The 14,643-nt window shown below is 55.4% G+C and carries 14 protein-coding genes and 1 pseudogene; 11 read left to right on the forward strand and 4 right to left on the reverse strand.

Going from position 1 to position 14,643, the window contains the following annotated elements; genetic code table 11:
- The first annotated feature begins 38 nt into the window (after positions 1-38).
- The 10 genes from AC2FJE_RS03825 (at position 39) to AC2FJE_RS03870 (ending at position 10,280) form a co-directional block, all read left to right on the forward strand.
- A complete protein-coding gene (locus AC2FJE_RS03825) occupies positions 39-263 on the forward strand; it encodes a hypothetical protein (protein ID WP_496760645.1) in 225 nt (74 codons plus the stop codon).
- Positions 264-291: 28 nt separating this feature from the next.
- On the forward strand, positions 292-744 hold the full coding sequence (gene ureE, locus AC2FJE_RS03830) for an urease accessory protein UreE (RefSeq protein ID WP_058272433.1): 453 nt from the start codon (positions 292-294) through the stop codon (positions 742-744).
- Positions 716-1,381: an urease accessory protein UreF gene (locus tag AC2FJE_RS03835; RefSeq protein WP_496724941.1), complete on the forward strand. Its 666-nt coding sequence runs from the start codon at positions 716-718 to the stop codon at positions 1,379-1,381. The genes ureE and AC2FJE_RS03835 overlap by 29 nt, the downstream gene beginning before the upstream one ends.
- Positions 1,378-2,007 (forward strand): urease accessory protein UreG, encoded by a 630-nt coding sequence (gene ureG, locus AC2FJE_RS03840; RefSeq protein ID WP_496760646.1) that lies wholly within the window; start codon positions 1,378-1,380, stop codon positions 2,005-2,007. Before AC2FJE_RS03835 ends, ureG begins: the two co-directional genes overlap by 4 nt.
- 1,035 nt (positions 2,008-3,042) lie before the next feature.
- Positions 3,043-4,122: a LacI family DNA-binding transcriptional regulator gene (locus tag AC2FJE_RS03845; protein WP_496760647.1), complete on the forward strand. Its 1,080-nt coding sequence runs from the start codon at positions 3,043-3,045 to the stop codon at positions 4,120-4,122.
- The gene (locus AC2FJE_RS03850) at positions 4,119-5,474 is read left to right on the forward strand and encodes an ABC transporter substrate-binding protein (RefSeq protein WP_472723423.1); all 1,356 of its coding nucleotides are present in this window, start codon (positions 4,119-4,121) and stop codon (positions 5,472-5,474) included. Before AC2FJE_RS03845 ends, AC2FJE_RS03850 begins: the two co-directional genes overlap by 4 nt.
- Positions 5,475-5,531: 57 nt before the next feature.
- Positions 5,532-6,764, forward strand: coding sequence for a carbohydrate ABC transporter permease (locus AC2FJE_RS03855; protein ID WP_496760648.1), 1,233 nt, complete (start codon positions 5,532-5,534; stop codon positions 6,762-6,764).
- Entirely contained in the window at positions 6,764-7,972 is a 1,209-nt protein-coding gene (locus AC2FJE_RS03860; RefSeq protein WP_496699855.1) for a carbohydrate ABC transporter permease, read from the forward strand. The genes AC2FJE_RS03855 and AC2FJE_RS03860 overlap by 1 nt, the downstream gene beginning before the upstream one ends.
- A 5-nt stretch (positions 7,973-7,977) precedes the next feature.
- Complete coding sequence (locus AC2FJE_RS03865; protein ID WP_348774500.1) at positions 7,978-9,225, forward strand: MGH1-like glycoside hydrolase domain-containing protein; 1,248 nt, start codon at positions 7,978-7,980, stop codon at positions 9,223-9,225.
- A complete protein-coding gene (locus AC2FJE_RS03870; protein WP_496760649.1) occupies positions 9,225-10,280 on the forward strand; it encodes an ABC transporter ATP-binding protein in 1,056 nt (351 codons plus the stop codon). The genes AC2FJE_RS03865 and AC2FJE_RS03870 overlap by 1 nt, the downstream gene beginning before the upstream one ends.
- A 2-nt stretch (positions 10,281-10,282) precedes the next feature.
- Here AC2FJE_RS03870 and AC2FJE_RS03875 read toward each other — a convergent pair.
- Positions 10,283-10,411, reverse strand: a pseudogene (locus tag AC2FJE_RS03875) (IS6 family transposase); the annotation flags it as partial.
- A gap of 125 nt (positions 10,412-10,536) precedes the next feature.
- Here AC2FJE_RS03875 and AC2FJE_RS03880 point away from each other — a divergent pair.
- Positions 10,537-11,568, forward strand: a complete 1,032-nt coding sequence (locus AC2FJE_RS03880) for a GlxA family transcriptional regulator (RefSeq protein ID WP_496760662.1) — start codon at positions 10,537-10,539, stop codon at positions 11,566-11,568.
- On the opposite strand, the gene AC2FJE_RS03885 is transcribed toward AC2FJE_RS03880, so the two are convergent.
- From AC2FJE_RS03885 to AC2FJE_RS03895, 3 genes are read right to left on the reverse strand one after another with little or no spacing between them, the layout of a single operon-like run.
- Positions 11,546-12,481 (reverse strand): 3-hydroxyacyl-CoA dehydrogenase NAD-binding domain-containing protein, encoded by a 936-nt coding sequence (locus AC2FJE_RS03885; protein ID WP_496760650.1) that lies wholly within the window; start codon positions 12,479-12,481, stop codon positions 11,546-11,548. The genes AC2FJE_RS03880 and AC2FJE_RS03885 overlap by 23 nt on opposite strands.
- On the reverse strand, positions 12,478-13,218 hold the full coding sequence (locus tag AC2FJE_RS03890; protein ID WP_496758117.1) for an SDR family NAD(P)-dependent oxidoreductase: 741 nt from the start codon (positions 13,216-13,218) through the stop codon (positions 12,478-12,480). The genes AC2FJE_RS03885 and AC2FJE_RS03890 overlap by 4 nt, the downstream gene beginning before the upstream one ends.
- A complete protein-coding gene (locus AC2FJE_RS03895) occupies positions 13,218-14,636 on the reverse strand; it encodes an aminobutyraldehyde dehydrogenase (protein WP_496758115.1) in 1,419 nt (472 codons plus the stop codon). The genes AC2FJE_RS03890 and AC2FJE_RS03895 overlap by 1 nt, the downstream gene beginning before the upstream one ends.
- Positions 14,637-14,643: the final 7 nt, after the last annotated feature.

Genomic DNA, 14,643 nt, shown 5'->3' on the forward strand with positions numbered 1-14,643 from the left:
TAATGCCCAAGGGAGGACCAACGTTTACGAGGGTCCAAATGGCACACTCAGCAACACAATCTCACGCACGCTTTTCGGTGCCCGGTCTGGTCGCGTCCATTGCAGCATCAGTCTACGGGGCTCTGATCAGTGTGGCCGAAGCTCAATCACGCGTTCGACAGGTCGAATTCCTGCAATCGCTCAGCGACGAAGAGCTGACAAAACGCGGCCTATCACGCGAACGGATCGTGCACCGGGTGTTTGCGGATTCAATCTGGCTCTGACCATTTCTGCTCCAGAGGAGGCGACGGTATGACCGCCCTGCTCTGCACCGCACGCCGTTACTCGGATCATATGCACGGCGAGTCCGCAGATTGCCTGTCTCTGACTTATGACGATCGGTTTTTGCGTCGCAAGGTTCTGACCTGTGAAAGTGGCGAACAAATTCTCGTCGATCTGTCGCAAACCACCTCGTTGAACCACGGTGGCACGTTGGTTCTGGACGACGGTCGCGAAGTGGAAATACAGGCTGCACCCGAAGCACTGCTAGAGGTTTCCGCTCCGGACCTGACACGCATCGCGTGGCATATCGGCAATCGCCACACGCCCTGCCAGATCGAAAAGGATCGTCTGCTGATCCAGGTCGATCATGTGATCCGAGACATGCTTTTGAAAATCGGAGCCACAGTGCGCGAGGTGCACGAACCGTTCAACCCCGAAGGCGGAGCCTATGGCCATGGCAGGACACATGGCCACGCCCACTGACGCCGATATCCTGACTCTGACCCAGTGGTTGTCTCCGGCATACCCTGTGGGGGGCTTTGCTTATTCTCATGGGTTGGAAGCTGCAATTGACGAAGGAGCGGTCGCCAGTTCCCAAGACGCCGAAGCCTGGATTTCAGATGCGCTGGAACACGGATCTGGATGGAATGATGCTCTTTTCGTGGTGTCCGCATACGACGCGCGGGACAAAGATGAACTTTTCAGCATCGATGCCAAGGCACGGGCTATCTGCGCGTCATCCGAAAGGAAAATGGAAACCGAACTGCTGGGACAGGCGTTCGGGACTGTCACAGGAGATGTCTGGGATTTAGATATCCAACAGCTTTCCTACCCAGTGTCGGTGGGCCACGCCGCGCGTCTGCAAAACCTCCCCCTACTACTGACGACGAAGATGTATTTACAAGCATTCGCAAGCAACTTGGTCGCTTGCGCAACGCGTCTTGCGCCGCTGGGGCAAACCGACGCTCAGAAACTGATCCGTAATTTGACACCGCAATGTGCTCATATCGCCGAAAAGGCGCAATTGGCAGGTTTAGAAGAACTAAGTTCGACTGCGTTCCTGACGGACATCGCGTCGATGAGACACGAAACACAGTATTCAAGGATATTCCGAACATGAGCAGTATGAACGGCCCTCTTCGCGTTGGCATCGGTGGTCCGGTTGGAGCCGGAAAGACCACATTGACCGCTGCTTTGTCTGAAGCCCTGCGCGATGCTTGTTCAGTGGGCGTCATCACCAATGACATTTATACGCAGGAGGATGCCGAAGCGCTGGTGCGCATGCAGGTCCTTCCCCAAGATCGGATTATCGGCGTCGAAACGGGCGGTTGCCCACATACAGCAATCCGCGAGGATGCATCGATAAACCTTGCCGCTGTCGCTGAAATGCAGGAACGCCATCCAGATCTTGATATCGTTCTGATCGAAAGCGGTGGCGACAATCTGTCGGCTACTTTCAGCCCGGAACTCGCAGACCTTACAATCTATGTGATCGACGTCGCCGCTGGAGAGGAAATCCCGCGAAAAGGCGGACCTGCAATAACAAAATCCGACATCCTGGTCATAAACAAAACCGACCTGGCGCCACATGTTGGCGCTTCACTGGAGGTCATGGAACGAGATGCAGCCAGAATGCGCAAAGGACGGCCATTTTTGTTCTCGTCCCTTCGCCACAAAAAGGGGGTTAGCGCAATTGTTGACCTCTTGGCGAAGCAGGGGGGGGTAATGATCTCAGAAGTGAATTAGCCCCCAGAACGGACTTGCCAAATTGTCAGCACCTAAACCCGATTGGAGAGGCCGAAAGTACAGGCTTTCATTTCAACGTTTGTCTGGGTGTTAGGTTTTGTCTTCACTCATCGGCTGTCCGTATACGAAATGCTCTTGCCAAGCTAAACAACCATCCGCAACCATACCATTCTTCGGGGCCGATTTGTTACGCGCTACGCGGGTTTCGCCATCGGATATTTCTGCCTGATGTGCGAAAGTTCGGCATCGCTGCTGCGCTGTGTCTTGGTCGTTCGTGCCTTTGCAGAAATTTCTCCGTTTAGGGCACGCAAGTCGCGAAATTGCGACGTTTGTTGTCGGCTCGGAGCAGTCGTTTCTAGAATTCAACTCAATGTCTGTTCCGCGGACCTTTCTGTCATTCGCCATGGCTGCAATCTGCTGGGCAAAACAAAGGATAGCGGCCACCAACCTGCCGTTCGATGCATAGGCGAATAGTCTGCCGCAAGCGCAAAGCCATCCACCGGTAGGGCGGAAAGTCGACATTCCGCACACGAACTTCATCCAACCGGTATTATTCCTGACCTGACCGGTGGTCACAAAAACGTTCAGCCGGTGTCCCTGGCTGTCGCAGATGGCCTTTTGCTTCGAGCTTGCGCTGCCTTTGGTTCGGCCGAACAGCCCTCTTTGTCCCTTTAGTCCATAGGGTTGGACGACGTGCGTCCATCTGCAGATAGGTCTGATCAATCACCACGGGTACGTCCTCGCTATGACCGGCGTCCAGATCCTTCATCATTTCCGCTAAGAGGCCTTTGATGTGGACGTCCCCTGCCAATCAAACAAGTCATAAATTATCGAACTGTCAGAGAACAGGTGAACATCAGAGCACCGGAGATTTAGCGCGGTCAAACGAGTAATCAGAGGAGTTTTTCGATTTTTTGATTGCCGAAACCGGTTTCGGAGCGAACAAATAATGGAATGAGAACGAATCCCAGTCTACCGAAGCGCGAATCTTCGCTCCGTCGCGATCCCTCCTCCCGAAGGGTGAAGCTGGACGAGTTGGCTGATCACCTCGGTCTTTCAAAGAGCACCGTGTCGCGTGCTTTGAACGGGTATTCCGACATCTCGGAGACCACCAGAAAACGGGTCGAATCTACTGCAAGAAAGATGGGCTATCGCCCGCTCAGCCACGCGCAGGCGATCCGCACAGGGAAAGTACGTGCAATTGCGATGGTCATTAACAGCGGGGAACCGGACCGGCACAATCCGTTTCTGCAGGACTTTCTGGCGGGCGCTTGCGAAGGTGCCAGCGCATTCGATTGGACGATGACTATCTCAACGGCCAAGTCCGAAAAAGATATGCTCAACGTTCTGGGGCGCCTTGTGGAAGAGCGCAAAGCGGACGGGTTTATTCTGCCCAGGACGGAAGTCGACGACGCTCGTATCAAGTATCTAAGCGCATTGAATGTTCCATTCATACTCTACGGTCGAACGGGATACGGGCAAGCGGACCCTTACGACGATACATCTTGGTTTGATATCTCGGGTGAAACGGCAATCCGTAGCGCGGTCAGTCGTTTGAATGGTTTTGGCCATTGTCGCATTGGCTTCGTCGGCAGCGATCCGAAATTCAACTACAGCCACCTTCGACGCGATGGCTATCTCGAAGGTCTGAGCGCTGCTGGCTTGCCCATCGACCTTGAACTGATACGCGAGGACGCGCGCACCCGTGATGAAGGGGCAGTCCAAGCCCGAGCTTTGCTGGAACTGGAGAATCCACCGACCGGGATCGTCTTTGCGACTGATCTGGCCGCATTAGGGTCATACACTGTTTGCGCCGAGTTTGGCCTGCAAATCGGTCAGGATGTCTCGATCCTTGGGTATGACGGCATACCCGAAAGCCAGTACGTCAGCCCGGGTCTTACGACATTCAGCGTCGATTCACAGCGGGCTGGCGAACGCCTTGCTGAAATGCTCATACTGCAAACCCGTGGAGAAACACCGGAAAGCCTGCGTGAGCTCGGCGAAGCCGTTCTTTTGGAACGGGATTCTGATGGACCACCGCGCCTGACACCTAAAGAGTTGGCGCGAAAAATTACACATTTCAAAAATGAAAATCGGGGAGGAGACCGATCATGAAACTTACACCAAAGGCATCTCGACTGATGCTTGGCACATCGCTGGCGCTGGCGTTGGCAGCCGTGTCAGCACAGGCAGATACAATTCGTTTCTGGACAACTGAGGAGCAACCAGAACGGCTCGCAAAGCAGCAGGAAATGGCGGACCAGTTTAAAGCGGAAACTGGCACCACAGTTGAGGTGATCCCGGTCACCGAAACCGATCTGGGCACACGAGCTACCGCAGCCTTCGCTGCAGGCGACCTGCCAGATGTGGTCTATCATCCGTTGCAATATGCGCTGCCCTGGGCCGAAGCAGGTATTCTTGACACCGAAGCTGCGACAGAAGTGATCGAAGAGCTGGGCGCCGACACATTTGCACCCGGCGCATTGGGTATGGCGGCCTTTAATGACGAAACAGCCTCGGTACCTGTCGATGGTTGGACGCAAATGGTTGTCTACCGCAAAGACCTATTTGACGAAGCTGGCCTGGATGCGCCCAACTCATTTGACAGCGTATTGGCTGCGCTGGAAAAACTGCACAACCCGCCGGAAATGTACGGCTTTGTCGCCGCGACCAAAGTTGATGAGAACTTCATGAGCCAGGTGCTGGAACATGTGTTCCTCGCCAATGGCGTCTCGCCAGTTGGCGCTGATGGTTTCCAGCCACTGGATGAGGCCAAGACAACCGAGGTTCTGGACTTCTACAAAGCAATCTCAAAGGCGTCGCCTCCGGGTGAGCTGTACTGGAAGCAATCGCGAGAGCTGTATTTCGACGGCAAGGCCGCGATGATCATTTGGTCGCCCTTCATTCTGGATGAACTGGCCGGCTTGCGGGACAGCGCTCCGCCAACAATTAGCGACGATCCGACCTCAAGCGAATTGGCGAGTAAGACTGGAATCGTGACCAACTTCTCTGGCCCGTCCAACCCGGATGGCGCAGCATGGGGCGATGTGCGGTATTTCGGCATTACCAACGATGCGGATACGGACGCCGCGATGGAATTCGTGAAATTCGCGATGGATGACGGGTACACCCAAACTCTGGCAATTGCGCCTGAGGGCAAATTCCCTGTTCGTCGCGGCAACGCCGACAATCCGACAGCCTTTTCTGAAGCATGGGCCGAGCTGCCTGTAGGCGTTGACCGCAAGGCCCCCCTGGGTGAGCTTTATGACCAAGCCATGATCGACGAAATCGTGGGCGGTCTGGACGTTGCACAGCGCTGGGGCGTGGCCGAGGGTCAATTGGCGCTGGCGTCGAAGATGATCAACTCTCAGGCCATCAACCGCGTGGTCCGGCAGTATATCGACGATGAGATTGACGCGGCTGCCGCAGTTGCAGCCATGAACGAAGAGCTGGCCAAAGTTCAGTAATCAACCAGAACCTGCAGCGGCGTCCGCGCCGCTGCTCGCAACCCTTCGAGGTATTCCATGTCTTCGGCCACCCCACCGACCGGAACCGGGGCTCTTGCCAAACGCGAGGCGCGTCTGGCTTGGGCGCTGCTGGCTCCGACCGTGATCAGCGTGTCGCTTGTGGTGATCCTGCCCTTGCTGGCGATCATCTGGATCAGCTTCAAACCGTTTACCCTGTCCGACCTGCGCCCACCTACTCCGGTTGTCCGCGAAAGCCTGCGCGGCTCTGGCGACGATCTGCGGATCGAATACCGGCTGCGTAACTCCAGCCAGAAGATCGCCGTTGAAGGCGTGACCCTGAGTGATGTGCTGCCAGATGGCGTCGCCGTCGGAGAAATCGTCGAGCCCTGCGTCCTGGAGGGGCGGGATTTGTTTTGTGATTTTGGCACCTTGGATGGTGGTCAGCGTGAGCGTATCCGCATACCGGTCACGGTCGACGGAGATCTCCAAGCATTCGAGGATTTCGTCGAAGAATCCGAGCCTCGCCTCACAGGAAGCGGGCCAAACGTTCTGACCAACCTTGAGTTCAGCCTGGAAAACTTTGCCCGGGTCTTTGATGGTTCGGAATTCTGGGGCGTTCTCTGGGTCACGCTGTTCTACACAGTCTTCGGCACGATTGGCGCTTTGGTCATGGGCTTGTTCGCCGCTTTATTGCTGAACAAAAGCTTTAGGGGACAAGGCTTCATCCGTGGCCTCTACCTGTTCCCCTATGTCGCCCCCGTCATCGCCGTCGCATTCACTTGGGTGACGCTGTTTGACCCTTTCTCAGGTTCCGCTAACGCTTTGCTAGTGCAGATGGGGCTGAGCAGCGAGCCAATCAATTTCTTCGGTGAACGCCCGTTGGCGCTGATCATGGTCACCGTGTTCGAAATCTGGCGCTACTTCCCGCTGTCGTTCCTGTTCATCCTGGCCCGGATGCAGTCCATCGACTCCAGCATGTATGAGGCGGCGGATATGGACGGAGCTTCGCCGTTCCAGAAGTTCTGGCTGCTGAGCATCCCGCAACTGTTGGGCATTCTATCAGTGCTGTTCCTGCTTCGCTTCATTTGGACGTTCAATAAGTTCGACGACATCTTTCTGCTGACCGGCGGCAATGCGGGCACCCGCACGCTTACCGTGAATGTCTATGAGCAGGCCTTTGCGATCTCGAACATCGGTGCAGGTGCGGCGGTGGCCGTTGTGATCCTGGTGTGCCTGATCGCCTTCAGCTTTGTCTTCTTCCGCTTCATCAGCCGTGAGGAGGGTCTGTGATGCGCAAAGGGTATCTTACTGCCCCGGTACTGGGCGCAATCTGGCTAGTCGTGATCGCAACCACGGTGGCAATTACCATGTCGTTTTCAACCGGGGCCGCTTTTCGCCCACAAGTTCTGCTCTGCCTGGTCTGGGGTGCAGTCGCCGGTTTGGTCTATGTCCGCTTTCCTGCGCAGCATGCTCCGGCCCGCCTCGGTATATCGGCGTTTCTGGGCCTGTCCGGGCTGACCGGGTTTGGTCCGGTTCTGATCGGCTCGGACACATCCCTGCAGGCTGTTGTGGTCACAGTTGTCGCCATGACCGTCGTCATGCACCTTTCCCTGGCGGCGATCCTTAAAGAAACGCCATTCGGAGAGCTCACGCGCCATGAATACGAAGAGGCGGTGATCCGCTTCTTCACAGGGTTCGGGTACATATTCTTCACGGCAATCGTCGTGATCCCGTTCTACGTGATGGTCATGACCAGCCTGAAGTCTCAGCAGGCATTGTTACAGAACCCGTTGGACTTCTCGGTCGACTTGTCCCAGGGCACCGATCTGTTCCGCAGCTACACCGAACTGTTCCGTGACTTCAATTTCGGTACATACCTTTGGACTTCGCTTTATGTCTCGGTCCTGACCGTATTCATCACGCTACTGTTTAGCGTGCCCGGAGCTTACGCGGTGGCACGGTTCCGGTTTCAGGGTCAAAAGGCGTTCTCGCGCTCGATCCTGTTGATCTACATGGTGCCGATGATCGTTCTGGCGCTACCGATCTATATCGCCTTCTCGCTGACAGGGCTGCGCAACTCGATCCTCGGCATCGTCATGATCTATCCGGTCACCACGATCCCGGTGGCCCTGTACATGCTGCAAGGTTATTTCCGGGGCCTGCCGACCGAGGTGGAGGAAGCCGGGCTGATGGACGGTCTGTCCCGTCTGGCAGTGATCTGGAAGATCACCCTGCCCCTCAGCCTGCCCGCGCTGGCCTCAGTCTCGCTCTATGTCTTCATGATCGCGTGGAATGAATTCCTGCTGGCCTTCATGCTGCTGGACGACCCGTCGAAATTCACTCTGACCCGAGGGGTCACGATGTTGAACTCCTCAGAAATTCCCCGTCAGCACCTGATGGCCGGTGCGGTGATCGCCACCGTTCCTATCATGGCGCTGTTCCTGGGGCTTGAACGTTTCATGACCAAGGGCCTCACAGCGGGGTCTGTCAAAGGATGACACAGATGAACCAACATACGAACCCCGACCGCGAGGCGCGCAATATCCTGATTGCCAACGATCGCGGCGGCTACACCATTCCTACCGAGGGGCTGTACCCATACCAGTGGAACTGGGACAGCGCGATTGCCGCGCTTGGCTTTGCCCAGTTCGACCTCGACCGCGCTTGGACTGAGATCGAGACGCTGTTCACCGGGCAATGGGAAGACGGCATGGTTCCGCATATCCTGTTCCACCAGCAGGATGAAGGGTATTTCCCCGGCCCCGATGTTTGGGGATGCAATGGCCCGATCCCGTCTTCGGGCATCATCCAACCACCCATTGCTGCGACCATGGCACGTAAAATCTGGGAACAGGATACCGCGTTTGGGGATGCTCGCATGAAGGAGCTATTCCCTAAATTGTTGGCGTGGCATCGTTGGATCATGAAATGGCGCCTTGATGAATTCGGTGCCGTTTGCACGACCCATCCGTGGGAGGCAGGTCGCGACAACGCACCTGATTGGGACAACTCCATGGCGCGCATGGATGCATCGGATGTTGGGGAATACCAGCGCCGCGACACCAGCCACGTGAACAGCGACGACCGACCCACAAAGTTCGACTACGACCGGTACATCAAGCTGGTTCAGATCGGCAGAGATGCGGGATGGGACCAACAAGCCCTGTTGGCCCTGAACCCGTTCCGCGTCGCCGATCCCACTATGACGTTCACCACGCTTCGCGCTGCACGGGACTTGCTGATGATCAGCGAGAAGCTCGAACTGGAGGCCGAGGGCCTGAGTGAGGATATTGAAAAGCTCGAATCCGGCGCGCGTTCGCTTTGGAACGATGACCTAGGGAGCTTCGACTCCCGTGACGCGCATACCGGAGAGATGGCCGACAGTATTTCCAACGCGTCATACTTGTGTTGGTACGCTGGCATGGAGTCTGATCGGATGCTTAAAGGATTGAAATCAGTACTGGAAACTGTGCCTTACCCCGTTCCAAGCTATGATCCGGATATGCCGAAATTCGACGCACGTCGGTACTGGCGAGGTCCGACCTGGGCTTTCATGAACATGATGATCGGGTTTGGCCTAGCGGATATGGGGCATGCACAACAGGCAGAACAGCTGCGCCAGAAAACTGCCGAACTGATATCGGGCTTTGGGTTCGCAGAGTACTTCGACCCAAAAACCGGCAGCCCTGCGGGTGGCCAGGCATTCACCTGGACAGCCGCCGTCTGGCTTCACTGGGCAGGGAGGGCCTGATGGGTAGCATCGAACTAAAGTCAGTCGAAAAGTGGTTCGGCTCGGCGCAGGTTATCAAGGGCGTAGATCTCAAGATCGAGGAAGGTGAGTTCATTGTCTTCGTCGGCCCGTCCGGCTGTGGGAAATCTACCCTGCTGCGCATGATTGGTGGGCTCGAGGACATCTCGCGCGGATCTCTGTTGATAAGTGACAGCGACGTCACAGATCATCCGCCTTCAAAACGCGGGCTGACGATGGTGTTCCAATCCTATGCGCTATACCCGCACCTTACGGTTGCCGAGAACATGGGGTTCTCTCTGAAAGTTGCAGGGGTATCTAAGGTCGAGATAGCCGAACAGGTCAACCGGGCCGCCGAGGTTCTCAAGTTGGGACCATTCCTTGAGCGCAGGCCAAAGGACCTGTCTGGCGGTCAGCGGCAGCGGGTGGCGATCGGAAGATCTATCGTACGCGATCCGACGGCGTTCCTGTTCGATGAGCCGCTTTCAAACCTAGATGCAGCGCTTCGTGTTGAGATGCGGTATGAGATCGCCAAACTTCACCAAAGCCTCAAGCGCACGATGATCTACGTCACGCATGATCAGGTTGAGGCAATGACTCTCGCCGACCGGATTGTTGTTCTTGAGTACGGCAAAATCGCTCAAGTAGGTACGCCTCGCGAGCTTTACGAACACCCGGCCAACCTGTTCGTCGCACAGTTTATCGGCAGCCCGAAGATGAATGTACTTCCCTGTTCCACCCAGGCAGGCAGATACACCCTGGAATACGGCAGAAACGGTGATTTTGCTCTGCCAGGTGTTGCCGAGAAGTTGGGTGTTCGTCCTGAACACATCGAGGTGGTTGCCGCGGGTGAGGGTCAGAGTGATGGGATAATCGAGGTGATCGAATACCTGGGTGCAGACACTTTCCTGATTGTTGATTGCGGCGTGGAAGAAAAGGTAACCGTCCGACTTAACGGTGATACGGACCTTAAGCCTGGGGCGAAGATTGGTCTGCACTTCCCGACCGACAAACTGCACTTTTTTGACGAAAACGGGCAGGCTCTGGGGCATGAATAGCAAATGCCACGCTCAGGCAGCAGGTCTTCGACGTTGCGAAGTGACAGCGGAAATCGAACATACATCATCAACATCAGGCGGATGATCTCAGGGCTGGTTTTGAAGTAGTGGAAGCGCGAGCGTCTTGTCATCCCGCGAAGCGACGAAACCACCCTACCCGCCTCAAGCCGGTTTCCTCTAACAATGCCCTTTGGTGTCTTTTGCGTATTTCCGGAACATAATTGACAATTTTGGACGCTGTTTTACAAAATCGGCCATGACGCAGCCAATAGATCGCAAGTTAGACATAGTTGTTTTGGTGAGTTCGCATTTTAATGTTTCGGCGACAACGTCTTTCGTGGATCCATTCAGAGTAGCAAATTACCTGACGGGTTCAGCTCGATTTTCTTGGACCTATGTCTCAGACCCCGGTGGTCCAATTGAATCCAGCAGTGGCTTGGTCGTTGACACTGCCCCATTGGCGGAGGTGGTGAGGCGCAAGCCTTGGATGGTTCTGGTGAGTACTAGTTGGACACCTGAGCGTCACGGGACACCTCAGTTCAAGGTAGCCCTACAGAAATGGGAATCGGGTGGAGCAATCGTTGGTGGTTTGGATACCGGCGCGATTGTACTTGCGACGGCTGGACTACTCAAAGGAAAGACCGCAACGGTTCACTATGAACACATCGACGCCTTTGCCGAAACGGCCCATGACATCACCGTGTCAGAGAACATGATTATTATGGATGGAAAGATTTTCACTTGTTGCGGGGGTTCTGCAGCAACCGATCTGGGATTGCGGTTTGTACATTCTGTCGCTGGTGAGAGTATCGCCAATGCATCTGCTCGATACCTTTTTCATCACAATGTGCGCGGAGAAGGCCAATCACAGAACCCCAAAGACATGGAGCCGCTGGGTTACGTCACCTCTGGAGTGGTAAGGGACGCGATCGATTTGATGGAGGCGCACTTGGAAGCCACTTTGTCGATCCCTGAAATATCAGCGAGGTTGAAGATTTCGCAACGACAACTTAGCCGATTGTTTCAGCAATATGTCCATAAGTCACCGATCGAGTATTACCGCGACATTCGCCTTGATCGCGCGCGCGGATTAGTGACGCAAACTGAGCTTAAGTTCAGCGAGATTGCGGAAGCATCAGGGTTTAATGGACAGGTTCATTTCAGCCGGGCATACCGCAAACGATTTGGATTGACACCCAGTGCGGATCGCATTGAAGGCCGCACCCCGTTCGAGTTTCGCGCTTGGCCAATGTTCAATCCCGACATCAAGTCCGAAAGTGTTGGGTAGCTTTTTGCATCGCTGTAAGCATCTTGTCGCGTTGCGCTGATAACTCTTCGGTACTTTGCCCCTGAGTTTGATCGTTAATGCCATCGACCAGTTTATTGATGACATCCTCATCAAGACGAGGATCGCCCAAGTCGTCCCACCAGCCATTGAATGTGTCTTTGAAATGGTCACAGAAAGCCTGCAGGCCACCATCGCCTGCGCCTAAGTGAAAAAGGGTTGTCGGACCCATCGCCGCCCATCGCAGTCCCGGGCCAGCCCACATCGCTTTATCGATGTCTTCGACACTGGCAACGCCTTCGACCGCCATATGAACGGCCTCGCGCCAAACTGCGGCTTGCAAACGGTTCGCGACATGTCCTGGCATGCCTTTCTTGATCCGGATCGTGATCTTACCAATGTCTTTGTAGAAAGCCTCTGTGCGGTCCAAGACATCTGAACCGGTGGAATCGTTGACGGTCAATTCGACCAATGGGATGAGATGCGGTGGGTTAAATGGATGACCTAGGATCAATTTGCTGGGATCGCGCCATCCCTCTTGCAAAGCTTCAAGCGTCAGGCCGGAAGTTGAGCTGGAAACTATTGCGTTAGGGTTCAACTCTGGCTCAATCTCGGCATAGGTCGAATGCTTGATTGGCAGTCTTTCTGGCACGTTCTCCTGAACAAATTGCGCGCCCTGGACAGCCGCCTCGGCGGTTGAAACGAAAGTGATAGCGTCGGGTGTGGCCCTATCTGTGAGGTTCAACTCGTCCAGTGCCGGCCAGGCTTTTTCGACATAAGAGCGAACGGATGCTTCGGTATTCGGATCGGGGTCAAAGACCGTCACGCTACGGCCCGAGGCGAGAAACAAAGCTGCCCAGCTTGCCCCTATCACACCGGCTCCAAGAATGGCGGTTCTTTCAATTTCTGACATCATAACAGCCCCGGATTAAGGGGGGAGGCCGCCGTCAGACCACCGTCCACCGTGAACAACTGGCCGGTTGCAAAAGACGAGTCGTCAGAAGCCAGCCACACAGCCATCGCTGCAATATCGGCAGGTTTGCCAAAGCGTTTGACCGCGTGGCGAGCCAACGCGTCGGATTTGGCCTTTTCCGGGTCATGCGCGAGGTCGAACGCTGCGTCCAGCATGCCTGTTTCAATCCATCCCGGGCAGATCGCATTACAGCGAACCGCTGGTCCATGGTCCACTGCGATAGAGCGTGTGAGCCCATGCACAAACGCTTTTGACGCATTGTAGAGCGCCATCGATGGGTCCGCGGCATTGCCCGAGATCGAACCGATGTTGATGATCGAGCCACCTTGCGACATTTCTGGAATGAAGGCGCGACAACAGTTAAAAACGCCTCGCGCATTTACGCCCATCACCAAGTCCCAATCCGCGTCCGAGCTTTCGGTAACAGTTTTTTCGACCTGAACGCCGGCGTTGTTTACAAGGATATCAGTTCCACCGACTATACTGACGATCTCTGCAACCGCTTCGGCGTCAGACACATCCAGTGTGTACCAAATTACGTTTTCTGGAAGATCATCGGGTTGAGGGCCGCGCCCGCAGGTAGTGACAGCGGCCCCTTCAGCCATGAACCCCTCAATAATGCCCCGCCCAATGCCCTGCTTGCCGCCTGTAACAAAGGCGCGTTTTCCACCCAACCGCATCAGTGTGCCACCATGACATGACGGATCGCAGTATAAGCGTCCAATGCATAGACCGACATATCACTGCCTGTGCCCGAGCCTTTCATCGCGGCCCATGGCATCTCGGGGGTCGCAACCCCATGCGTGTTTACCCAGGTGAATCCATAGCGCAACTTGGACGTCATTTGCATTGCTCTCCCAACATCTCGTGTCCAAACCGATGAGGCCAACCCGTAAGGTCCGTTGTTGGCGATCTTCAACGCATCTTCTGCCTCGGAAAAACGAGAGACAGTTACAACAGGTCCAAATACCTCGTTGCAGGCAATCTCTGCAGTGTTGTCGACATTGGCAATGACTGTCGGCTGGTAGAAAAAGCCGTCTTCTTCGCCAGACGCCCCACCGGAAACGATTTCAGAGCTGCAGCGTGCGCGATCGACAAAACCAGCCACACGATCCCGCCGTGCCGCAGAGACAAGCGGGCCCATTTCCGTTCCTTCAGCTTTCGGTGCACCAGTCTGGATCTGGTCAACTTGATCGGCAATCGCAGCCACAAGTTTGTCGTAAACACTGTCTGCAACCATTACGCGGCAAGGCTGTGCGCAGTCCTGACCGGCATTAAAGTAGCTGCCATATCGGATCGTCTCGGCCACAGCATCGAGATCAGCATCATCAAAGACAATGACCGGCGCCTTGCCGCCCAATTCCAGATGAACGTGTTTAACTTTCTGGGAAGCAGCCCGCATTGCAGCCATGCCTGTCGCCGGAGAGCCCGTAACACTGATCCCTTCCATCTGCGGGCTGTTCATCAGGGTATTTCCCACGCCGAGCCCGCGACCATGAATCACGTTTAGCACGCCTTTTGGCAGAACATCTTGTAACAATTCTGCAAGTCGCAGAGTAGATAGCGGCGTGATCTCGGAAGGTTTCAACACCACCGAACATCCTGCCGCAATTGGTGCAGCAATTTTCCAGGATGCCATCATCAGCGGATAGTTCCACGGCGCTATGGCCGCGACAGGGCCAATGGGGTCGCGCCGGATCATCGAGGTATGACCCGCGACATACTCTCCAGAGGCAGACCCCATCATGGTGCGCGCAGCCCCGGCGAAAAAGCGAAAGACATCGATCGTCAGCGGCATTTCGTCATCATGAGCCGATGGCCAGGGTTTTCCCACATCCAAGCTCTCAAGTTCTGCCAACTCCTGGCTGTTCGCCTCGATAGCTTCAGCTATGTGAAGCAATATCGCAGCGCGTTCCGCGGGGGTCGTACCCGAAAAGGTCTCAAATGCCTCTGCCGAACCGCGCACTGCCGCCTCGGACTGTGCATCGCTGGCCTCTTTTACTGTGCAGATGATTTCGCCTGTTGCAGGGTTCAGGATTTCCAACGCCTCTTCGGTACCTTCGACCAATTCGCCATTGATCAACATTTTCGTCTGCATAAGCGTC

It is taken from the genome of Ruegeria sp. CDSC002, from assembly GCF_059610905.1.

Coding starts and splice junctions, on each gene's coding strand:
- AC2FJE_RS03890 (WP_496758117.1), bottom strand. CDS start 13,218: ATGCGGTTGGGTGGAAAACGCGCCTTTGTTACAGGCGGCAAGCAGGGC.
- AC2FJE_RS03870 (WP_496760649.1), top strand. CDS start 9,225: ATGGGTAGCATCGAACTAAAGTCAGTCGAAAAGTGGTTCGGCTCGGCG.
- AC2FJE_RS03880 (WP_496760662.1), top strand. CDS start 10,537: ATGACGCAGCCAATAGATCGCAAGTTAGACATAGTTGTTTTGGTGAGT.
- AC2FJE_RS03835 (WP_496724941.1), top strand. CDS start 716: ATGGCAGGACACATGGCCACGCCCACTGACGCCGATATCCTGACTCTG.
- ureE (WP_058272433.1), top strand. CDS start 292: ATGACCGCCCTGCTCTGCACCGCACGCCGTTACTCGGATCATATGCAC.
- ureG (WP_496760646.1), top strand. CDS start 1,378: ATGAGCAGTATGAACGGCCCTCTTCGCGTTGGCATCGGTGGTCCGGTT.
- AC2FJE_RS03855 (WP_496760648.1), top strand. CDS start 5,532: ATGTCTTCGGCCACCCCACCGACCGGAACCGGGGCTCTTGCCAAACGC.
- AC2FJE_RS03850 (WP_472723423.1), top strand. CDS start 4,119: ATGAAACTTACACCAAAGGCATCTCGACTGATGCTTGGCACATCGCTG.
- AC2FJE_RS03825 (WP_496760645.1), top strand. CDS start 39: ATGGCACACTCAGCAACACAATCTCACGCACGCTTTTCGGTGCCCGGT.
- AC2FJE_RS03865 (WP_348774500.1), top strand. CDS start 7,978: ATGAACCAACATACGAACCCCGACCGCGAGGCGCGCAATATCCTGATT.
- AC2FJE_RS03860 (WP_496699855.1), top strand. CDS start 6,764: ATGCGCAAAGGGTATCTTACTGCCCCGGTACTGGGCGCAATCTGGCTA.
- AC2FJE_RS03885 (WP_496760650.1), bottom strand. CDS start 12,481: ATGATGTCAGAAATTGAAAGAACCGCCATTCTTGGAGCCGGTGTGATA.
- AC2FJE_RS03895 (WP_496758115.1), bottom strand. CDS start 14,636: ATGCAGACGAAAATGTTGATCAATGGCGAATTGGTCGAAGGTACCGAA.